Genomic DNA, 19,946 nt, shown 5'->3' on the forward strand with positions numbered 1-19,946 from the left:
CTTTCGCGTTTCCCTTTCCGGCGTTTCCGACTCTATCAGATCCTTTCGGGCCTGATTCCCAGTCAGCGGGGTTTGTCCTCCCGGCTGTTGGGCCGTTCCGACGAGTGAGACTTTAGCGGAATCCTGGACCCCGAAGCCAATCGGGGTCGCGTTCCTTCGAACGCGGATTCCTCATTTCACAAAAACGCACAGAAAGTCCGGCGACAGATGTCACCGACCAGATGTGGTTACTGCGGAATGGCTGTCCGGGGACCGACCGGGGTCGGCGCTCACGTCGGACAACTCGGAGCACCTTACGGATCTGGACAGAGCGTGTCAACCCCGGGCCGGGGCCTGGTCCTGTTGAAAGGCCAGGCGGTAGTCGCGGGGGCTGGTGGAGAGGTGGGTGGCGAAGTGCTGGCGCATGGTGACCTCGCTGCCGAAGCCGGTACGGCGGGCCACCTCGGGGACGGGGAGGTCGGTGCGTTCCAGGAGCTTCTGGGCTGCGGCGATGCGTTGGGTGATCAGCCAGCGCAGTGGGGTCGTACCGGTGGTGGCCTGGAAGTGCCGGGCGAAGGAGCGGGGGGACATTCCTGCGCGGGCGGCGAGGCCGGCGACCGTGTGGGGTTCGGCCAGATGGGCCAGGGCGTGGGCGCGTACCGCGGCGAGGGTGTCCGCGTCACGGTCGGCACGGGGGGTGGGGTGCTCGATGAACTGGGCCTGGGTGCCGGTGCGGAACGGGGCGGTGACCATCGAGCGGGCGATCGTCGCCGCGATCTCGGCTCCGTGGGTGGTGCGTACGAGGTGGAGGCAGAGGTCGATGCCGGCCGCGGTGCCCGCTGACGTCCAGATGTTGTCGTCGTGGAGGAAGAGTGCGTCCTGGGTGACCTTCACCCGGGGGTGGCGGGTGCTCAGGAGGTCGGTGAGGTTCCAGTGGGTGACTGCGCGGCGGCCGTCCAGGAGGCCGGCCTGGGCGAGCGTGAAGGCTCCGCCACACAGGGAGGCGATCGGGGTGGCTCGGGCGTGGGCGCGGCGGAGGGCTTCGAGGACGGGTGCGGGGGCCGGTGTCACGTGGTCGTCGAGGCCGGGGACGACGATCAGGTCGGCGCGGGCGAGCCAGGCGAGGGTGCGGTCGGGGGTGAGGGAGAGGCCGCCCCGCAGGGCGATGGGGGTCGGTTCGGCGGCGGTGCGGCGCAGGTGGAAGGGCGGTACGCCGCGGTCGGTGCGGTCGACGCCCCAGACCTCCGTGATGACCGAGACGTCGAAGGCGCGGACGCCGGGGAAGCAGACGAGCGCGATGCGGGTGGGAGCGGTGGAGATCGCCATCGTGGCAGTAAACCATCGATCGATGGCTTTGTGACCTCTGGGGCATGGGGGCGCCGGGCGGCAGGATCTTTCGCATGGAGATCGCAGAGAACGCAGCGCTGATCGTGGTGGACGTGCAGGAAGGCTTCGAGGAGGAGGCGTTCTGGGGGCCGCGGAACAACCCCGGGGCGGATCGGAACATCGCGGGGCTGATCGATGCCTGGCAGGCGAGCGGGCGGCCTGTGGTGTTCGTACGGCATGACTCGCCCGAACCGCAGTCGCCGTTGCGGGTGGGGCAGCCGGGCAACGGCTTCAAGGGGTACGTGGAGGAGCGGCGCGGCAAGGGCAGTGGGCCCGAGCTGTTGCTGACGAAGAGCGTGAACTCCGCGTTCTACGGGACGCCGGACCTCGGGGAGTGGCTGGACCGGAGCGGGATTCGGCAGCTCGTGGTGGCCGGGATCCAGACCAATATGTGTGTCGAGACGACGGCGCGGATGGGCGGGAACCTCGGGTACGAGGTGTTCGTCCCGCTGGATGCCACGCACACCTTCGACCTGACCGGGCCGTGGGGGTGGACGCAGAGCGCGGACGAGCTGGCGCGGGCCACCGCCGTGTCGTTGCACGGCGGTGGGTTCGCGAAGGTGGTGAGCAGCGCGGAGCTGATCGCTGCCGCGGAGTAGGTCAGCCGTTGCCGGAGGCCAGTTCGCGGCTGCGGTCGCGGGCGGCTTCGAGGGCGGCGATGAGGGCGGCTCGTACGCCGTGGTTCTCCAGCTCGCGGATGGCGCTGATGGTGGTGCCGGCCGGACTGGTGACGGCCTCGCGCAGTTTGACGGGGTGTTCGCCGCTGTCGCGGAGCATCACGGCGGCGCCGATGGCGGCCTGGACGATCAGGTCGTGGGCCTGGGCGCGGGGCAGGCCGAGCAGGATGCCGGCGTCGGTCATCGCCTCGACGAGGAAGTAGAAGTACGCGGGGCCCGATCCGGACAGGGCGGTTGCCGCGTCCTGCTGGGACTCGGGGACCCGGAGGGTCTTGCCGACGCCGCCGAAGATCGCCTCCGCGGCGGCGAGGTGGTCGGTGGTGGCGTGGCTGCCGGCCGAGATGACGGACATGCCCTCGTCGACGAGGACGGGGGTGTTCGGCATGACGCGTACGACCGGGGTGTTCGTGGCGAGGCGCTCCTCGATGGATGCGGTCGTGATGCCCGCGGCCGCGCTGATGACCAGGCGGTCGGGGGTGACGTGCTGGGCGAGCTCGTCGAGGAGCCGGCCCATGTCCTGGGGCTTGACCGCGAGGATGAGGATGTCGGCGCGCTTGGCGGCCTCGGCGTTGCTGACGGAGTCGACGCCGTAGCGGTTGTGCAGTTCCTCCGCGCGCTCGGAGCGGCGGGTGGTGACCAGCAGGTTCGACGGGCGCCAGCCCGCCCGGATCATGCCGCTGAGCAGGGCCTCGCCGATCTTGCCGGTGCCGAGGACTGCGACTGTCTGGGTCATGTGGTTCACCCTCCGGGCGGTGCTGACGGTTCTCGGTGCTCGTGCCCGCCATCCTCGCACCGGCCCGTCAGGCGGTGCGGCGGCGGAGGGTGGCGGCGCCGAGGGCGAGAACGAGGAGGGCGCAGCCCGCCACGATCAGGACGTCGCGGACGAAGTCGCCGGTGATGTCGGTGTGGCGCAGGACCTGGTCCATGCCGTCGACCGCGTACGACATGGGCAGGACGTTCGAGACGGCTCGGAGGGCGGGTGCCATGTGGTCGCGGGCGACGAACAGTCCGCAGAGCAGGAGCTGCGGGAAGATCACGGCGGGCATGAACTGGACGGCCTGGAACTCGGATGCGGCGAAGGCGGAGACGAACAGGCCGAGCGCCGTGCCGAGCAGCGCGTCGAGCAGGGCCACCAGGAGCAGCAGCCACGGGGAGCCGATGACGTCCAGGCCCAGTGCCCAGAGCGAGACGGCGGTGGCCAGGAGGGACTGGAGGATCGCCACGGCACCGAAGGCGAGGGCGTAGCCGGCGATCAGGTCGCCCTTGCCGAGCGGCATCGCGAGAAGACGTTCGAGGGTACCGGAGGTGCGTTCGCGCAGGGTGGCGATCGAGGTCACCAGGAACATCGTGATCATCGGAAAGATGCCGAGGAGCGAGGCGCCGATGGCGTCGAAGACGCGGGGGCTGCCGTCGAACACGTACCGGAGCAGCGTGATCAGCACGACCGGGACCAGGAGCAGCAGTGCGACGGTGCGGGCGTCGTGGCTCAGCTGGCGCAGGACCCGGGCGGCGGTGGCGAGGGTGCGGGCCGGGCTCAGGAGTGCCGGTGCCGGGGACGGGTGCGTGCTCATCGGGAGGGCTCCTGACGGGTGGCGGCCTGGTCGACCAGGTGGAGGAAGGCCTCCTCGACGGTGTCCGCGCGGGCGGCGGTGCGCAGTGCCGCGGGGGTGTCGTCGGCGAGGATCCGGCCCTCGCGCATGAGGAGCAGGCGGTGACAGCGCTCGGCCTCGTCCATGACGTGGGAGGAGACGAGGAGGGTGGTGCCGTGGTCGGCGGCGAGACGGTGGAAGAGGTTCCACAGGTCGCGGCGGAGCACGGGGTCCAGGCCCACGGTGGGTTCGTCGAGGACCAGGAGTTCCGGGGTGCCGAGCAGGGCCACGGCGAGGGAGGCGCGGGCGAGCTCGCCGCCGGAGAGGGTGCCGGCGAGGGCCTCGGCGCGTCCGGTGAGGTCGACCTCGGTGATGGCGCGGTCGACGGCGGCCCGGCGGGCATCACGCTGTCGGCGGCCCGGCCGGAGGATCGCCGCGAAGTAGTCGAGGTTCTGCCGGACGGTCAGGTCGGTGTAGACGGACGGGTCCTGGGTGACGTACCCGATGCGTGGCCGGAGGGTGGGGTGGCCCGCGGGGCTGCCGAGCACGTCGAGGGTGCCGGTGACCTTGGCCTGCGTTCCCACGACGGCGCGCATCAGCGTGGATTTGCCGCAGCCCGAGGGGCCCAGAAGGCCGGTGATCCTGCCGGGGCCGACGGTGAAGTCGAGGCCGTGCAGGACGGTGCGGTCGCCTCGTACGACGGTGAGGCCATGGGCCTCGACGGCGGCACCCCTGGAATTCATCATGCGATGAATATTGATCCCGGGGTGTCCGCCCGTCAAGAGACGGGGCCGGGGCTCACCGCCACGTCCAGGTCGACCGCGTAGCTCTCCTCGACCGTGCCGTCCGGCAAGAGTTCCGCGAGCCGCTCGCACTCCTCGCCGAGGAAGCGCCGGGTGCCTTTCTCCCCGAGGACGAGGAAGGCGGAGTGACTGCCGAGGTGGGTACCGACGGACACCCGCCGGGTCCAGGGCAGCCGGCGGTGCGTGAAGTCGAGCCCGGACGGCAGGTCGCGGGAGCGGACGGCCGAGCCGTGGGCGGAGTCGTCGGCGCCGAAGAGGCGGCGGAGGCGGGTGTCCTGCTCGGCGATCCAGGGGACGGAGTGGTCGGCGACGTTCCACCAGAGCGCGAGTGCGCCGCCGGGACCAAGGCGCGCAGCGCCTGGGGGGCGGCGAGGGCCGGGTCCGTCCAGTGCCAGGCCTGGGCGTACGTGATCGGATCCGCCGATGCGGTGGCGAGGGGGAGGCGGTTGCCGTCGCCGCGCACGACGGGCAGGTGCGGGAGTGAGCGGTGGAGTTCCGCCGCCATGCCGGCACCCGGTTCGACGGCGACGACCCTGGCCCCGCGCTCGTGGAGGAGGCGAGTGGCGATGCCCGTGCCGTCGCCGACATCGACGGCGCGGGCGCCCCGGAGGGGGCGGCCGGCCAGTTCCTCGACGGCATCGAGGAGTGCGGGCGGGTAGCCGGGGCGGGCCGCGGCGTACTGGGCGGCCGCGCGGTCGAAGGAGAGGGCGCGGGGCGGGGTGGCGGGTAGGTCGGGATCGGCGGGATCGGCGGGAAGCATGGGGCCATCGTGGCGCGTGCGCCGGGGCTCGCGCCGGTGATTCCGCCCTGTGCGCACCTGCACCCGTTGTTTCGTCCTGCGATGGCGCCCCGGTGTCCCGCCGTGCCATGCGCCGCGCCGGTGCGCGTGGCTTCCGCCCGGGGCCGGGCCGTCCTACCTGCGCTTGGGGCGCTTGCCCTTGGCGTTCCTGCGGGCCGCCGGGTTCCCGGTGCGGGCCGAGCGGCGCTTCTCGTAGCGGGCCAAGGCCGTCTCGTACTCCGTGCGGTGCAGCTGCTCGCCCGGCGCCTCCCGGAACGTACGGAGGAAGTACGCGATCAGCGAGCCGACGAAGCCGATCGTCTTGAGACCGCGCAGATTGGCCTCGCGCGCCGGATCGACAGGGCGGCGGCTGAACCCTTCCCAGGTCTTGCGGAAGGCGACGGCACTGCAGATGGCGAACATCAGGACGACCAGGATGCCGACGAAGCTGCCGACATCGGCGATCTGCAGCCCCTGGTAGGCGAAGCGGAGCACGAAGCAGGAGGCCACCGCGGCGGCCAGGGAGCCGACCGCGGCCCCGGCGCGGCGCAGCCCGTAGCCCCCGCTGTGGTCGACCCAGGTCGTACCGAAGAAGCGCAGGGGCTCGGGCTGCGGGCCGGGCGTGGTGGAGCCGGGCGCGGCACCGGCGCCGGGGGCTTCGCTGTTCTCGCTCACGAGGTCGATTATCCCCGGCCGGTCGTGGTCCCGGACGCGCCGGTCGCGATCCCCGTCGCGCTGCCGGCCGCCGTCCCGGTCAGTCGCAGCGCGGCGCGATGTAGCCGTCGCTGCCCGTGTGGACGTAGGCGTCCGCCACGAACTGGCCGTTGGCGATGTTGTCCCAGAGGTTGGAGGTGCCGTACGGGCCGGTGACCCGCTCCCCCGGCTTCTGGCAGTAGACCGGAACCTTCATCCCGTACGGGAGTGTCCTGACGATCCCGTACTTGGTGCCCGGTCCCGTGCGGACGTTGACGCGGTAGCCGGGCGCGATCGGGTACCTGGTGACGTCGTCGCTGCCGGCGAGCGTCTCCACGTCCTCGGTGACGTCGATGGCGTCGGCCGCCGCGGTCGTGCCGTCGGTGTGCTCGTCCATGGCCATGAGGCCCTCCCCCGTTGAGAGATGGTGTGTACGACGTGTACGACGCGCAGGCTACAAGCCCCGTCCGGATCGCACGCACCATCGACTAGGCTCCGTGCGTCGCGCTTGCGGACGAACACACGGGGGTGGGCGATGCCGCCGCTGCGAGGTACCGGAGCCAATCCGGAAGCGGAGCATCCGGAGTACGCCGGGCAGTACCGTCTTGAGGCACGTCTCGGCGCAGGCGGCATGGGAGTCGTGCACCTGGCACGCTCCGCCTCCGGGCTGCAGCTCGCCGTCAAGGTGGTGCACCAGCAGTACGCCTCGGACCCCGAGTTCAGGGCGCGTTTCCGGCAGGAGGTCGGGGCGGCCCGGCGGGTCAGCGGCGCCTTCACCGCGCCGGTCGTCGACGCCGACCCGGATGCCGAACAACCGTGGATGGCCACCCTGTACGTCCCCGGCCCCACGCTCGCCGACCAGGTGAAGCGGAACGGCCCGATGGCCCCCGCCGAACTGCGCAGACTGACGGCGGGGCTGGCGGAGGCGCTGCGCGACATCCATCGGGCCGGGGTGATCCACCGCGATCTCAAGCCGAGCAATGTGCTGCTCTCCGACGCCGGGCCCAAGGTCATCGACTTCGGGATCTCCCGTCCGTACGACAGCGATCTGCGCACCGAGACGGGCAAGCTGATCGGCTCGCCGCCGTACATGGCGCCCGAGCAGTTCCAGCGGCCGCGCGAAGTCGGGCCCGCCGCCGATGTGTTCGCCCTGGGGGCCGTGCTCGTCCACGCGGCGACCGGCCGGGGGCCCTTCGACTCCGACAGCCCGTACATCGTGGCCTACCAGGTGGTGCACGACGAGGCCGATCTGACGGGCGTGCCGTCGGACCTGGCTCCGCTGATCGGGCAGTGCCTGACGAAGGACCCGGCCGGGCGGCCCACCCCGGACGGGATCATGACGACGCTGCGCCCGCCCTCGTACGACGCCGCCGCGTTCATACCGTCGCAGCGGAGGCCGGCCACGGCGACGCCCCTCCCGGGGACCGGGGCCGACGCCTCTGCCGACGCGGACACGCACGTGGGCGCGGGCGCGGCGGCGCGGGGCAGGAAGGCGGTCCGGGCCGGCGGTAAGCAGCGGTGGCTGGCTGCCACCGCGGCACTGCTGGTCATGGGGGCCGGTGGGGTGTGGGCCGTCGGCACGGGAGCCGGCTCCGGCGGGGCCGGCGAGTCGGACGGTACGGGCGGGGCGAAGGAGGCGGCGGAGGATTTCGCCCCGTGGCGGACGGTCTTGCGTACCACCGGCAAAGGGACACCGGTCTGCTCCCCGGCGGACGGGGCCGGGCAGGGGGCAACCGGCCGGACCGCGGGTCTGTTCTGCGCGGCGGACGGCATCGGTGTCACCCGGCTGGATCCCGCGGACGGCCGGGTGCTGTGGTCCCGGCGCGCTGCGGAGGACAGTCCGTCGGTCGGCGTGGTGTCGGTCTCCGGCCCTCTGGTGCACACGGCGGTGCCGGGCGGGAAGCTCCGGGCGTACGACCCCGCCAAGGGCGAACAGGTCTGGGACGCGGACCTCTCCCCGTACCTGGGCACCCCCTTCGACGCGGGTGACGCGCTGCTGCTGGTCGCCGAGGACGGGACCACCGAGGCGCTCGACTCCGCGACCGGTGTGTCCCTCTGGCGGCACTCGCTCTCCGGGCACCGGCGCCCGGACTACGCGCTGTACGACGCCGGCACCGGGCTGGCCTACGCGTTCGAGCACTCCGCCTACGGGTCCACCACGCTGGTCACGGCCGTCCGCGCCACGTCGGGGCGCACGGCCTGGCAGCGGCGGCTGAACGGGATGCTGACTCCGGTGGGGACCTCGGGCAGTGCGCTCGTGATGACGTCCATGAACGGGGACGCCCAGACCGTCGGGCTCGTCCGCTACGAACCCGGGACGCGGAACGTCGTACGGATGGCGCTGCCGTTCCGGATGAACGAACCGGAGGTCGTGCTCGGCGGGGACACCGCCTATCTGCTGGCGCACGGCGGGACGCTGGTCGCCGTCGACACCCAGCCGGCCCAGGGCGGCGAAACGGTCCGCTGGCAGCTGGAGACGGCTGCCGGGCGGACCTCGGCCCCCGTCCTCGGCGCCGGGAACCGGCTGTACTTCTCGACGGCGGACGGGCGGCTGCTGGCCGTGGACACCGCGCGCGGGAAGCTGCTGGGGCAGACGGGCCCACGGCTGCGGAACGGGAGGCTCACGTACTCCTCGGCGCTGCCCGCCCCCGTCGCCGCCGGCCGGACCGTCTTCGGGACCGCGCCCGACGGGTCCGTGTTCGCCGTGGACGGACAGAACCCCGCCCGCTGGTGAGAGCGGGCGGGGTCCTCGTCGGCCGACGGGCCGGTCAGCCCAGCTTGGACACGTCGCGCACCGCGCCCCGGTCCGCGCTCGTCGCCATCGCAGCGTAGGCACGCAGCGCCGCCGAGACCTTGCGCTCGCGGTTCTTCGGCGCGTGGACGCCGTTCAGCGCCTCGCGGCGGGTCGCCAGCTCGGCCTCGGGGACGAGGAGCTCGATCGAACGGTTCGGGATGTCGATCCTGATCGCGTCGCCGTCCTCGACCAGCGCGATCGTGCCGCCCGACGCGGCCTCCGGCGACGCGTGGCCGATGGACAGGCCCGACGTACCCCCGGAGAAGCGGCCGTCGGTCACCAGGGCACAGCTCTTGCCGAGGCCGCGGCCCTTGAGGAAGGAGGTCGGGTAGAGCATCTCCTGCATGCCGGGGCCGCCACGCGGGCCCTCGTAGCGGATGACGACGACGTCGCCCTCCTTGATCTCCTTGCGGAGGATCTTGTCGACGGCCTCCTCCTGCGACTCGCAGACGACCGCCGGGCCCTCGAAGGTCCAGATCGACTCGTCGACGCCCGCCGTCTTCACGACACAGCCGTCCACGGCGAGGTTCCCCTTGAGGACCGCGAGGCCGCCGTCCTTGGAGTAGGCGTGCGCCACGTCGCGGATGCAGCCGCCCGCCGCGTCCAGGTCGAGGGTCTCCCAGCGCTCGGACTGCGAGAAGGCGGTGGCGGAACGGACGCAGCCGGGCGCGGCATGCCACAGCTCGACGGCCAGGGGGGACGGGGAGCCACCGCGGACGTCCCAGTTCTTCAGCCACTCGCCGAGGGAGTCGGAGTGGACCGAGTGCACGTCCTCGTTGAGCATGCCGCCGCGGTGCAGCTCACCGAGGATGGCGGGGATGCCGCCGGCCCGGTGGACGTCCTCCATGTAGTACGTGCCGCCGGGGGCGACGTTCGGCGCGACCTTCGACAGGCAGGGGACGCGGCGCGAGACCGCGTCGATGTCGCCGAGGTCGTAGTCCAGCTCGGCCTCCTGGGCGGCGGCCAGCAGGTGCAGGATCGTGTTGGTGGAGCCGCCCATCGCGATGTCGAGCGCCATGGCGTTGTCGAACGCGGCGCGGGTGCCGATGGAGCGGGGCAGGACCGATGCGTCGTCCTGCTCGTAGTAGCGCCTGGTGATCTCGACGACCGTGCGGCCGGCCTCCTCGTACAGCGCCTTGCGGGCGGTGTGCGTGGCGAGGACGGAGCCGTTGCCGGGGAGGGAGAGGCCGAGCGCCTCGGTCAGGCAGTTCATCGAGTTGGCGGTGAACATGCCGGAACAGCTGCCGCAGGTGGGGCAGGCGTTCTCCTCGATGCGGAGGATGTCCTCGTCGGAGACGTTCTCGTTGACGGCGTCGCTGATCGCGTTGATCAGGTCGAGTTTGCGGACCGTGCCGTCGACGAGGGTGGCCTTGCCGGCCTCCATCGGGCCGCCGGAGACGAAGACCGTCGGGATGTCGAGGCGCATCGCGGCCATCAGCATGCCGGGGGTGATCTTGTCGCAGTTGGAGATGCAGATCAGCGCGTCCGCGCAGTGCGCCTCGACCATGTATTCGACGGAGTCGGCGATCAGGTCGCGGGAGGGGAGGCTGTAGAGCATCCCGCCGTGGCCCATCGCGATGCCGTCGTCGACGGCGATGGTGTTGAACTCGCGGGGCACGGCGCCCGCGGCCTTGATGGCCTCGGAGACGATCCGGCCGACCGGGGCCAGGTGGGTGTGGCCGGGGACGAATTCGGTGAAGGAGTTGGCGACCGCGATGATCGGCTTGCCGATGTCCTCGCTCGCTACGCCCGAGGCCCGCATGAGGGCACGGGCGCCCGCCATGTTGCGGCCGTGAGTGACAGTGCGGGACCTCAGCTGGGGCATCGTCTCTCGCTCCTTCGACATCAAAGACTGCCTCCGAGCGTACGCCTCCGGCTCCAAGATCTGGACACAGTGTCCGAAATGCGGGACGAATTGCTCGGTGGGTGGGCAGACAGCGGGGCGCCGGTTCAGGCTTCTGTCAGATAGCGCTGAAGGGTCGGTGCGACCATCTCGACGATCTTCTCGGGGTCGGCCGACGCGAGTGGTTCCGCCCGGATCACATAGCGGAGCATCGCGATCCCGATCATGTGCGAAGCCGCCAGTTCCGCGCGGAACGTGGCGTCCGGTACGTCGAGTGCCTCCGCGACGCGTTCCAGGAGCCGGCGCAGGACGAAGCCCCGCAGGACCTTCGCCGCCGCCTCGTGCGTCAGGGCGGACCGCATGATCGCCAGCAGCGGCGCCCTGGACGCCGGGTTCTCCCATACGGCGATGAAGTAGCGGGCCAGCCGCTCCCCCACGCCGTCCGTGCCCTCGCCGAGGACGGCCGGGATCACCAGGGCCGGCTCGAAGGAGAGCTCGATCGCGGCGGCGAAGACCTCGTCCTTCGTGCCGAAGTAGTGGTGGACCAGGGCGGAGTCGACGCCCGCCGCCTTGGCGATGCCCCGGACCGACGTCTTGTCGTAGCCGCGCTCCGCGAACTCGGTGCGGGCCGCCTCCAGGATGCGGGTGCGCGCGTCGGGGCCGGTGGGGGCGGTGGTGCGGGAGGGGCGGCCGCGGCGCCTGGGGCCCGTGGGGTCGCCGGGGCCCGTGGGGTCACTGGGGCCCGTGGGGTCGTCCGTCATGGGCGTGGTGCCCGGGTCGGGGACGACGCCAGGTGGAGCCGGGTGAAGGCCAGCGCCTCCGCCAGGTCGGCCTCGCGTTCGGCGGTGGACATGGCACGGCGGGTGTTGACCTCGATGACGACATGGCCGTCGAAGCCGGTACGGGCCAGGTGCTCCAAGAGTTCGGCACAGGGCTGGTCGCCCCGGCCGGGCACCAGGTGCTCGTCCTTGTTGGACCCCTTGCCGTCGGCGAGATGGATGTGGGCGAGCCGGTCGCCCATCCGCTCGGCCATCGCCATGCCGTCGGTCCGGGCGGTCGCGGTGTGCGAGAGGTCCACGGTGAAATGGCGGTAGTCGTCGTGGGTGACGTCCCAGTCGGGGGCGTAGGCGAGCATCTCGCGGTCCCGGTAGCGCCAGGGGTACATGTTCTCGACGGCGAACCGCACATCGGTCTCGTCCGCCATGCGCCAGATCCCGGTGACGAAGTCGCGCGCGTAATTGCGCTGCCAACGGAACGGCGGATGGACGACCACGGTCGTCGCCCCGAGCTTCTCCGCCGCGGCACGGGCCCGCTGGAGCTTCACCCACGGATCGGTGGACCAGACCCGCTGCGTGATCAGCAGACAGGGCGCGTGGACGGCCAGGATCGGCACCCGGTGGTAGTCGGAGAGCCGCCGCAGTGCCTCGATGTCCTGGCTGACGGGGTCGGTCCACACCATGACCTCGACGCCGTCGTAGCCGAGGCGCGCGGCGATCTCGAAGGCCGTCGCCGTCGATTCCGGGTAGACGGAAGCCGTCGACAGTGCGACCTTCGCATCCGGGATGCGCACCACTGGTTCTGCCACTGGGACAGCGTACGGGCAGTGGTGCGCCGCACCGAGGGGTCCCGGCGGAAAGTGAGCAGGGCCATGGCGGGCTTTTGGCCACCTGGCGGCACTCCGCGCTCAGCCCAGCGCGGCCCGCTCCGCCGGCAGGTGGTCCAGGCGGCGCAGGATGACGCCCTCGCGCAGCGCCCAGGGGCAGATCTCCAGCTCCTCGACCCCGAACAGGTCCATCGCCCCCTCCGCGACCAGCGCCCCGGCGAGCAGCTGCTGGGCCCGGCCCTCGGAGACGCCGGGCAGACCGCACCGCTGCTCGGTGGTCATCGCCGTCAGCTTCGGCACCCACTCCTCCAGCGCTTTGCGGGTGAGGCCGCGCTGCACGTACAGGCCGTCGGTGGAACGCGCGGCGCCCGCGATCCTGGCGAGCTGCTTGAAGGTCTTGGACGTGGCCACGACGTGGTCCGGGCGCCCGAGACGGGTGAACTCGCCGACGCTGCGGGCGATCCTGGCCCGTACGTGACGGCGCAGCGCCTTCACCTGTGCCGGGTCCGGCGGGTCGCCCGGCAGCCAGCCGGCGGTGAGCCGGCCGGCCCCGAGCGGCAGCGACACCGCGGCGTCCGGCTCCTCGTCCATCCCGTACGCGATCTCCAGCGAACCGCCCCCGATGTCCAGGACCAGCAGCCGTCCCGCTGACCAGCCGAACCAGCGGCGGGCGGCGAGAAAGGTGAGCCGGGCCTCCTCCTCGCCGCTGAGGACGGCGAGGTCGACGCCGGTCTCGTCCCGCACCCGGGCCAGCACCTCATCGGCGTTGCTCGCCTCCCGTACCGCGGACGTGGCGAACGGCAGGACGTCCTCGCACCCCTTGTCCTCGGCGGCCTGAAGCGCGTCGGTGATCGTCGCCACGAGCCGGTCCACGCCGTCGGGACCGATCGCCCCGTCCTCGTCGAGCAGTTCGGCCAGGCGCAACTGCGCCTTGTGCGAGTGCGCGGGCAGCGGGCGCGCGCCGGGGTGCGCGTCCACCACCAGCAGATGCACCGTGTTCGAACCCACGTCGAGGACTCCGAGTCTCATACCCGGCACGCTACCGGCAGCGCGGACTTACTCTTGGCCCGTGCCAAAGACGAAAAAGGCGAAGCCGGGCAAAAACACGAAGAAGCAGAGAACGAAGCAGGAGATGCAGCAACAGGAAGTGAACGGACCGAACCGGTCCGAGGACGAGACAGGAATCGACTTCGCGCGCGCCTGGGTCGAGTTCCCGGACCCCGCGGACGACGAGCAGATCTTCCGCTGCGACCTGACCTGGCTGACCTCCAGGTGGACCTGCATCTTCGGCAGCGGCTGCCAGGGCATCCAGGCGGGCCGTGCGGACGACGGGTGCTGCACGCTGGGCGCGCACTTCTCGGACGAGGACGACGAGGAGCGGGTGGCGGAGCACGTCGAGCGGCTGACCCCCGAGCTGTGGCAGTTCCACGACGTCGGCACGGAAACGGGCTGGGTCGAGGTCGACGACGACGGGGAACGCCAGACGCGGCGCTGGAAGGGTTCGTGCATCTTCCAGAACCGGCCCGGATTCGCGGCGGGCGCGGGCTGCTCGCTCCACATCCTGGCGCTGCGGGAGGGACGGGAGCCCCTGGAGACCAAGCCGGACGTCTGCTGGCAGCTGCCGATCCGGCGTACGTACGACTGGATCGACCGGCCCGACGACACCCGGGTGCTCCAGGTGTCGATCGGCGAGTACGACCGCAGGGGCTGGGGTCCCGGCGGCCACGACCTGCACTGGTGGTGCACCTCGGCGACCTCGGCGCACGGGGCCGGGGAACCGGTGTACGTCTCGTACCGGCCCGAGCTCACCGAGATGATGGGCAAGGAGGCGTACGAGCGGCTCGTCGAGCTGTGCGAGCAGCGGCTGTCCTCGCTGCTGCCGATGGCACCGCACCCGGCGGACCCGGTCGATCCGGCGTGACGGCCGGGGGGTGAGCCCGGCCGGTCCGCTTCAGCCCGTCGGGGTCGTCCCCGGGTCGGCGGGGGTCGTGGAGCCGGACGGGTCCGGTGAGGGCGACGGGTGGTCGGTCGGGCCCGGGTCCGTCGGCGTCGGCGTGGGATCGCTCGGGCCGGTGGACGGTGTGGGGTCCGGCGAGGACGTGGGTGGCTGCGAAGATCCGGGTGAGGGTTCCGCCGGGTGTCCCGGTCCGCCGGGCACGGACGGCGCGGCCCCGGATCCCCGGATCACCACCGCCGAACCCGACGGGGCGAGGGCGATGCGCGCACTCCACGGGCCGGCCGGTTCCCGCCGTCGGTCCACCAGGACGCGGACCGTGACACTCTCGCCCGCGGCGAGCGTGCCCGAGTAGCGGCTCAGGCCCACCCAGGACGCGTCCGCGCGGGCCGACCAGGCGACGGGCGCGCCGCCGGACGCGGTCAGCCGGATCAGGGTCCTGCCGCCCCAGGAGCGGGCCTCGACGGTGAGCCCGCGGGCGCCGCCACGGCCCGGACCCGAGCTGATCACCTCCGCCGAGACGTCCGGGGAGCGGCCGTCCTCGAAGCGGGCGCCGGGCTGGGGGCGGGCGTTGCCCGCGTTCTCGTAGTGGCCGTCGGGGGTGCCGCCGGAGTCGCGGCGGGCATCGCTCTCGGTGGCGGTCACCGACGAGCCCTCATGGCCCTCGCCGGTCAGCGGCGCGCCGCGGTAGGCGGCCCACAGGGCGATCACCGGGGCGGCGACGACCGTCGCCACCACCGTCGTCGTGACGACCCTGGCCCGCAGCCGGTCCCGGCGCGCGGCGTGGTCCTTCGGGTCCACGGGGAAGCCCGCCCGGTCGAATCGGGGGCCGCCGGAACGGTTGCGCCGGGCGTGGACCATCGCTGCGTACACCGAGGGCCGGGGCGCCTCGACGACCGGCAGCGCGGCGGCCGGGGTGACCGCGCCACCGGGCCACGGGCCCGCGGCGCCGGCCCGTTCGGCGGCCCGGCGGCAGCGGGGGCAGTCGTCGACGTGGCGGACGAGTTCACGGCGCAGGGCGGCGGAGAGCAGGACGCGGTGTTCGCCGGTGAGCCGGGCGACGGTGGAGCAGTTGCCGGTCTCGACGACGGCGAGGGCGGCGCGGGTGCGTTCCACCTCGCATGCCGCGGCGGCCAGGAGCTCACGGGCGGCCGCCGGTTCGAGGCCCAGGACGGAGGCGACGGCGCGCGGGGGGAGGTGGTGGCGCACGGCGAGTTCGAGCGCTTCGCGCTGCTCGGGGGTGGTGCCGGCGGCCTCGGGCCAGGCCAGCTGCGCGAGTTCACGGCGGTGCGCCTCAGCGGTGGCCTCGGTCTCGGCGGCGTGGGCGGCGGGGGCGGGGGCGCCGCCCGGCGTGGACGCGGCGGGGGCGGGGGTCCTCGCGGCGACGGCCGGGGGTGTACGGCGTCCCGCGCGCGCCCCTTGGGCGGCCGCTGCGCCCGGCTGCTTGCCGGGAGGTCCGCCCGCCCGCTTCGCCTCCTGCTGCGAGGAGACTCTCCGCGGCTGCTTCCCGGCCTTGCGCCGGTGCGCCTGGCGGCCCTGCTTCTGCTCGGCGAGCTTGCGCAGACACATCCATCTGGCCAGCGCGTACAGCCAGGATTTACGTTCCTCCTCGCCTGCCGGGCACCGGCCCTCCTGCCGTTCCGCGAGCGCGAGCACACCGCCGAGCGCCTCGGTGGCGGCGTCGTGGTCGCAGAGCACGGAGAGGCAGTACGTGAACAGGCCGTCGAGATGGGGTTCGTAACGGGCGGGCGGCCGAGGCGGCGAGGAGTGCGTCGAGAGACGGGGCGCACTGCGCCGTGCCCCGTGTGCGCCGGTGGTGTGCGTGGGTGGCTCCAGACCGCTGCTCGTCACCTTGCGACCGTAGGCAGCACACGGCACACCTTCGCTCCTCTTCTGCACTTTTAATCCTTACGGGTGAACGTATCCCTCAAAAGGGGACAGGAATTCCCTATTCCGCCGCAAGCGCCCGGCCTTCCACCAGAGGCGCACGGCACTCCGACGGGGTTGCACAGCCTTCCGCCGGAGGCGCCGCCGCCCTCGGGAGCGCGCGCCCCCCGCCGCCGGGCACACCACCGCCGGACCGCCCCCGGCGGCACTGTCGTACCCCACCTATACGGTTGCGCCATGGCTGCCCGTACGAAAACCGCGAAGGACCGGCCGTCCTACCGCTGCACCGAGTGCGGCTGGACGACCGCCAAGTGGCTCGGCCGCTGCCCCGAATGTCAGGCGTGGGGGACGGTCGAGGAGTTCGGCGGCGCCCCCGCCGTGCGGACCACCGCGGCCGGCCGGGTCAGCACCGCCGCGCTCCCCATCGGCCAGGTCGACAGCCGGCAGGCCACCGCCCGGTCGACCGGCGTCGGTGAGCTGGACCGGGTGCTCGGCGGCGGTCTCGTCCCGGGTGCCGTCGTGCTCCTCGCGGGCGAGCCGGGCGTCGGGAAGTCGACGCTGCTGCTGGACGTCGCCGCCAAGGCCGCGAGCGACGACCACCGCACGCTCTACGTCACCGCCGAGGAGTCCGCGAGCCAGGTGCGGCTGCGCGCCGACCGGATCCGGGCGATCAACGACCATCTCTACCTCGCCGCCGAGACCGACCTGTCCGCGGTCCTCGGCCATCTGGACGCCGTCAAGCCCTCGCTGCTCATCCTCGACTCCGTACAGACCGTCGCCTCGCCCGAGATCGACGGGGCGCCGGGCGGCATGGCGCAGGTCCGGGAGGTCGCCGGGGCCCTCATCCGGGCCTCCAAGGAGCGCGGCATGTCGACGCTCCTGGTCGGCCACGTCACCAAGGAGGGGGCGATCGCGGGGCCGCGGCTGCTGGAGCATCTCGTCGACGTGGTGCTGTCCTTCGAGGGTGACCGCCACGCCCGCCTGCGGCTCGTACGGGGCGTCAAGAACAGGTACGGCGCGACCGACGAGGTCGGCTGCTTCGAACTGCACGACGAGGGCATCACCGGCCTTGCCGACCCCTCCGGCCTCTTCCTCACCCGGCGCGACGAGCCGGTGCCCGGCACCTGCCTGACCGTCACCCTGGAGGGCAAGCGGCCGCTCGTCGCCGAAGTGCAGGCGCTGACGGTCGATTCCCAGATCCCCTCGCCCCGGCGCACGACCTCGGGCCTGGAGACGTCCCGGGTGTCGATGATGCTCGCGGTCCTGGAGCAGCGCGGCCGGATCAGCTCGCTGGGCAAGCGGGACATCTACAGCGCGACGGTCGGCGGGGTGAAGCTCTCCGAGCCCGCTGCCGACCTCGCGGTGGCGCTGGCCCTGGCCAGTGCCGCGAGTGACACCCCCCTGCCCAAGAACCTGGTGGCGATCGGCGAAGTGGGCCTCGCGGGCGAGGTCAGGAGGGTCACGGGGGTCCAGCGCAGGCTGGCCGAGGCGCATCGCCTGGGCTTCACGCACGCGCTGGTCCCGACCGACCCGGGGAAGGTCCCGGCCGGTATGAAGGTCACAGAAGTCGCCAACATGGGCGATGCGCTGAGAGTCCTCCCGCGCCGGTCTCGCGCACAGGCCCCCCAGGAGGAGAGCGCACGCCGGTAGACTTTGCCCTGGTCTCGCCCGTCCGTACGAACGGTACGAGGGACGTAAGGGCACCGCAAACCTGTGACCGGAGGAGTGCAGTGGCAGCCAACGACCGGGCAGCATCGCCCGGAAAGTCCGGCCAAGGCACCGGTAATGAGGCGCTCATGCGCACCTCGCTGAGCGCCGTGGCGCCCGGAATGGCGCTGCGGGACGGCCTGGAGCGCATCCTCCGCGGCAACACCGGCGGACTGATCGTGCTCGGCATGGACAAGACCGTCGAGTCGATGTGCACCGGCGGATTCGTGCTGGACGTGGAGTTCACCGCGACGCGCCTGCGCGAGCTGGCCAAGCTCGACGGCGCGCTGATCCTCGACAAGGACATGACCAAGATCCTGCGCGCCGGCGTGCAGCTGGTGCCGGACGCGTCCATCCCCACCGAGGAGACCGGCACCCGCCACCGCACGGCGGACCGGGTCTCCAAGCAGTGCAATTTCCCGGTCGTCTCGGTCTCGCAGTCGATGCGCCTGATCGCGCTCTACGTGGACGGGGAGCGCCGGGTCCTGGAGGAGTCCGCCGCGATCCTCTCCCGCGCCAATCAGGCCCTCGCCACCCTGGAGCGGTACAAGCTCCGGCTCGACGAGGTCGCGGGCACGCTCTCCGCGCTGGAGATCGAGGATCTGGTGACGGTCCGGGATGTCACGGCCGTCGCCCAGCGGCTGGAGATGGTCCGCCGGATCGCGACCGAGATCGCGGAGTACGTGGTCGAGCTCGGCACCGACGGCCGGCTTCTCTCGCTCCAGCTGGACGAGTTGATCGCGGGCGTCGAGCCGGAGCGCGAGCTGGTCGTACGCGACTACGTGCCGGAGCCGACCGCGAAGCGGTCCCGAACGGTCGCCGAGGCGCTGACCGAGCTGGACGCGCTCACCCACACCGAGCTGCTCGAACTCCCGGTCGTGGCACGGTCCCTGGGCTACAGCGGCTCGCCCGAGACGCTCGACTCGGCGGTCTCGCCGCGCGGTTTCCGGCTGCTGGCCAAGGTGCCGCGGCTGCCCGGGGCGATCATCGACCGGCTGGTGGAGCACTTCGGCGGTCTGCAGAAGCTGCTCGCCGCCAGCGTGGACGACCTCCAGACGGTGGACGGCGTCGGCGAGGCGCGGGCGCGCAGCGTGCGCGAGGGCCTGTCACGGCTGGCCGAGTCGTCGATCCTCGAACGGTACGTGTAGAAGAACCGGCGGCCGCGGAGCCGGTATACGGACCAGGGCCTGTCCGACCCTGATCCGCCGGACAGCCCTTGGACCGGGCCCCGCCGCGTTTCCCGGGCCCGCCCGCCCCGGATTCCCTGCTTGTCCCCGGCGCCCGCTCGCTCAGTCCTTCGCGAGGACGAACGAGGCGCGCTGCACCGGCTCGCCCGGCGCCTTCGCCTCGACCAGATACGTACCGGGTCCGGCCGTCCCCGCGGACGGCGTCGCGCACTGCGGGGAGCTCTTCCTGCGGTCCCACTCCACGGTGTGCACGACGGTCTCGCCCGCCGGGACCTTCAGCAGCAGGGCGGCCGCGTCGCGGGGGCAGTCCTTGGAGGACCACACCTGGTTGTCGTCGCCGCCGGCCTCGGTGATGGTGAGTACCGCGCTCTTCGGCCCGAGGTCGGCCTTGCAGGTGGTGGTCGAGGTGTTCTTGACGACCAGTTTGAACTCCGGCTTCACGCCGGGGCTGTAGCTGAGCTTGGTGCTCAGGCTCAAGTGCAGTGCCGCCGGGGTGCAGTCGGGGAGCGGGGAGGAGGCCGGGACCTGCTGGCCGGCCGGCCCGCCACCGCCGCTCGCGCCGCCGGCTCCGGTGCCCGCTCCGCCGCCGGCGTCCGTGCCGCCGTCGCCCGCGGAACCGGCGGAGCCCGCGCCCGTACCGTCGTCGTCCCCGCCGCCACCGCCCGAGTCGCCCGACTCGTCGCGTCCGCCGGGCTGTTGGCTGATGGCCGGGCCCGAGCCTTCGGGCCCCGGGGTGATCTCGCGCGCGGGGCCGGACCCGGCGGGCCGGGAGTCGTCCTTGGTCTCCTTGCCGCCGCCCGAAGTGACGATCCATACGACCAGCAGCGCGAGCAGCGCGACGAGCGTCGCCACTACGGCCCTCCGTCGCCAGTAGATGGTGGAGGGAAGCGGCCCGATCGGATTACGCAAAGATCCCACGGCTCAAACTCTACGAGAGATCGGCGCCGACTCCCGCCCCACCCGCCGCTCCGGTCATCAAGTTTTACGGATCATCATCACGGGCGGCCCGTTCCGGTCCCGTACCGCCGCCGAGTTGAACACCGGGCATCGCCCGGATGAACCTCCG

General features: G+C 72.4%; 17 protein-coding genes and 1 pseudogene. 5 read left to right on the top strand and 13 right to left on the bottom strand.

Going from position 1 to position 19,946, the window contains the following annotated elements:
• Positions 1–315: 315 nt before the first annotated feature.
• On the bottom strand, positions 316–1,305 hold the full coding sequence (locus IE107_RS23655; protein WP_189546046.1) for a GlxA family transcriptional regulator: 990 nt from the start codon (positions 1,303–1,305) through the stop codon (positions 316–318).
• A gap of 74 nt (positions 1,306–1,379) precedes the next feature.
• Between IE107_RS23655 and IE107_RS23660 the strand changes: the two genes are divergently transcribed.
• Positions 1,380–1,964, top strand: a complete 585-nt coding sequence (locus IE107_RS23660; protein WP_189546048.1) for a cysteine hydrolase family protein — start codon at positions 1,380–1,382, stop codon at positions 1,962–1,964.
• Between the two features lies 1 nt (position 1,965).
• On the opposite strand, the gene proC is transcribed toward IE107_RS23660, so the two are convergent.
• The 6 genes and pseudogenes from proC to IE107_RS23690 all read right to left on the bottom strand — a co-directional run bounded on the left by proC (position 1,966) and on the right by IE107_RS23690 (position 6,308).
• Positions 1,966–2,775: a pyrroline-5-carboxylate reductase gene (proC, locus tag IE107_RS23665; protein WP_189546050.1), complete on the bottom strand. Its 810-nt coding sequence runs from the start codon at positions 2,773–2,775 to the stop codon at positions 1,966–1,968.
• 67 nt (positions 2,776–2,842) lie between these two features.
• Positions 2,843–3,613, bottom strand: a complete 771-nt coding sequence (locus IE107_RS23670; protein ID WP_189546052.1) for an ABC transporter permease — start codon at positions 3,611–3,613, stop codon at positions 2,843–2,845.
• Positions 3,610–4,377 (bottom strand): ABC transporter ATP-binding protein, encoded by a 768-nt coding sequence (locus IE107_RS23675; protein ID WP_189546054.1) that lies wholly within the window; start codon positions 4,375–4,377, stop codon positions 3,610–3,612. Before IE107_RS23675 ends, IE107_RS23670 begins: the two co-directional genes overlap by 4 nt.
• A 32-nt stretch (positions 4,378–4,409) precedes the next feature.
• A pseudogene (locus tag IE107_RS23680) lies at positions 4,410–5,194 on the bottom strand (class I SAM-dependent methyltransferase).
• Between the two features lie 153 nt (positions 5,195–5,347).
• Positions 5,348–5,887 carry a hypothetical protein gene (locus tag IE107_RS23685; RefSeq protein WP_189546056.1) on the bottom strand — a complete coding sequence of 180 codons (540 nt, stop codon included), beginning with the start codon at positions 5,885–5,887 and terminating at the stop codon, positions 5,348–5,350.
• Positions 5,888–5,966: 79 nt separating this feature from the next.
• Positions 5,967–6,308 carry an SH3 domain-containing protein gene (locus IE107_RS23690; RefSeq protein WP_189546058.1) on the bottom strand — a complete coding sequence of 114 codons (342 nt, stop codon included), beginning with the start codon at positions 6,306–6,308 and terminating at the stop codon, positions 5,967–5,969.
• Between the two features lie 132 nt (positions 6,309–6,440).
• Between IE107_RS23690 and IE107_RS23695 the strand changes: the two genes are divergently transcribed.
• Positions 6,441–8,639: a serine/threonine-protein kinase gene (locus IE107_RS23695; protein ID WP_189546255.1), complete on the top strand. Its 2,199-nt coding sequence runs from the start codon at positions 6,441–6,443 to the stop codon at positions 8,637–8,639.
• A gap of 34 nt (positions 8,640–8,673) precedes the next feature.
• Here the strand turns inward: IE107_RS23695 and ilvD are convergent, their stop codons facing one another.
• From ilvD to IE107_RS23715, 4 genes are all read right to left on the bottom strand, one after another.
• Positions 8,674–10,524 (bottom strand): dihydroxy-acid dehydratase, encoded by a 1,851-nt coding sequence (gene ilvD, locus IE107_RS23700; protein WP_189546060.1) that lies wholly within the window; start codon positions 10,522–10,524, stop codon positions 8,674–8,676.
• Positions 10,525–10,649: 125 nt separating this feature from the next.
• On the bottom strand, positions 10,650–11,303 hold the full coding sequence (locus IE107_RS23705) for a TetR/AcrR family transcriptional regulator (RefSeq protein ID WP_189546062.1): 654 nt from the start codon (positions 11,301–11,303) through the stop codon (positions 10,650–10,652).
• On the bottom strand, positions 11,300–12,127 hold the full coding sequence (locus IE107_RS23710) for a sugar phosphate isomerase/epimerase family protein (RefSeq protein ID WP_373302482.1): 828 nt from the start codon (positions 12,125–12,127) through the stop codon (positions 11,300–11,302). Before IE107_RS23710 ends, IE107_RS23705 begins: the two co-directional genes overlap by 4 nt.
• 99 nt (positions 12,128–12,226) lie before the next feature.
• A complete protein-coding gene (locus tag IE107_RS23715) occupies positions 12,227–13,174 on the bottom strand; it encodes a Ppx/GppA family phosphatase (RefSeq protein ID WP_189546064.1) in 948 nt (315 codons plus the stop codon).
• A gap of 40 nt (positions 13,175–13,214) precedes the next feature.
• Between IE107_RS23715 and IE107_RS23720 the strand changes: the two genes are divergently transcribed.
• Complete coding sequence (locus tag IE107_RS23720) at positions 13,215–14,066, top strand: DUF3109 family protein (protein WP_189546065.1); 852 nt, start codon at positions 13,215–13,217, stop codon at positions 14,064–14,066.
• A 30-nt stretch (positions 14,067–14,096) separates the two neighbouring features.
• Here the strand turns inward: IE107_RS23720 and IE107_RS23725 are convergent, their stop codons facing one another.
• Positions 14,097–15,950: a hypothetical protein gene (locus IE107_RS23725; protein ID WP_189546067.1), complete on the bottom strand. Its 1,854-nt coding sequence runs from the start codon at positions 15,948–15,950 to the stop codon at positions 14,097–14,099.
• A gap of 273 nt (positions 15,951–16,223) precedes the next feature.
• Between IE107_RS23725 and radA the strand changes: the two genes are divergently transcribed.
• Positions 16,224–17,636 carry a DNA repair protein RadA gene (radA, locus tag IE107_RS23730; RefSeq protein WP_189546069.1) on the top strand — a complete coding sequence of 471 codons (1,413 nt, stop codon included), beginning with the start codon at positions 16,224–16,226 and terminating at the stop codon, positions 17,634–17,636.
• Positions 17,637–17,716: 80 nt separating this feature from the next.
• Positions 17,717–18,841, top strand: coding sequence for a DNA integrity scanning diadenylate cyclase DisA (disA, locus tag IE107_RS23735; protein WP_189546071.1), 1,125 nt, complete (start codon positions 17,717–17,719; stop codon positions 18,839–18,841).
• Positions 18,842–18,982: 141 nt separating this feature from the next.
• Here the strand turns inward: disA and IE107_RS23740 are convergent, their stop codons facing one another.
• Positions 18,983–19,732, bottom strand: coding sequence for a hypothetical protein (locus IE107_RS23740; RefSeq protein WP_229867191.1), 750 nt, complete (start codon positions 19,730–19,732; stop codon positions 18,983–18,985).
• Between the last annotated feature and the right edge of the window lie 214 nt (positions 19,733–19,946).

Source organism: Streptomyces gelaticus, from assembly GCF_014649535.1.
Lineage (GTDB): Bacteria > Actinomycetota > Actinomycetes > Streptomycetales > Streptomycetaceae > Streptomyces > Streptomyces gelaticus.

What these genes read in the sequence shown, in the direction of transcription:
- IE107_RS23715 (WP_189546064.1), bottom strand. Translation starts at nt 13,174, where the DNA reads ATGAGACTCGGAGTCCTCGACGTGGGTTCGAACACGGTGCATCTGCTG.
- ilvD (WP_189546060.1), bottom strand. Translation starts at nt 10,524, where the DNA reads ATGCCCCAGCTGAGGTCCCGCACTGTCACTCACGGCCGCAACATGGCG.
- IE107_RS23670 (WP_189546052.1), bottom strand. Translation starts at nt 3,613, where the DNA reads ATGAGCACGCACCCGTCCCCGGCACCGGCACTCCTGAGCCCGGCCCGC.
- IE107_RS23660 (WP_189546048.1), top strand. Translation starts at nt 1,380, where the DNA reads ATGGAGATCGCAGAGAACGCAGCGCTGATCGTGGTGGACGTGCAGGAA.
- IE107_RS23690 (WP_189546058.1), bottom strand. Translation starts at nt 6,308, where the DNA reads ATGGCCATGGACGAGCACACCGACGGCACGACCGCGGCGGCCGACGCC.
- proC (WP_189546050.1), bottom strand. Translation starts at nt 2,775, where the DNA reads ATGACCCAGACAGTCGCAGTCCTCGGCACCGGCAAGATCGGCGAGGCC.
- IE107_RS23675 (WP_189546054.1), bottom strand. Translation starts at nt 4,377, where the DNA reads ATGATGAATTCCAGGGGTGCCGCCGTCGAGGCCCATGGCCTCACCGTC.
- IE107_RS23695 (WP_189546255.1), top strand. Translation starts at nt 6,441, where the DNA reads ATGCCGCCGCTGCGAGGTACCGGAGCCAATCCGGAAGCGGAGCATCCG.
- IE107_RS23705 (WP_189546062.1), bottom strand. Translation starts at nt 11,303, where the DNA reads ATGACGGACGACCCCACGGGCCCCAGTGACCCCACGGGCCCCGGCGAC.
- radA (WP_189546069.1), top strand. Translation starts at nt 16,224, where the DNA reads ATGGCTGCCCGTACGAAAACCGCGAAGGACCGGCCGTCCTACCGCTGC.
- IE107_RS23655 (WP_189546046.1), bottom strand. Translation starts at nt 1,305, where the DNA reads ATGGCGATCTCCACCGCTCCCACCCGCATCGCGCTCGTCTGCTTCCCC.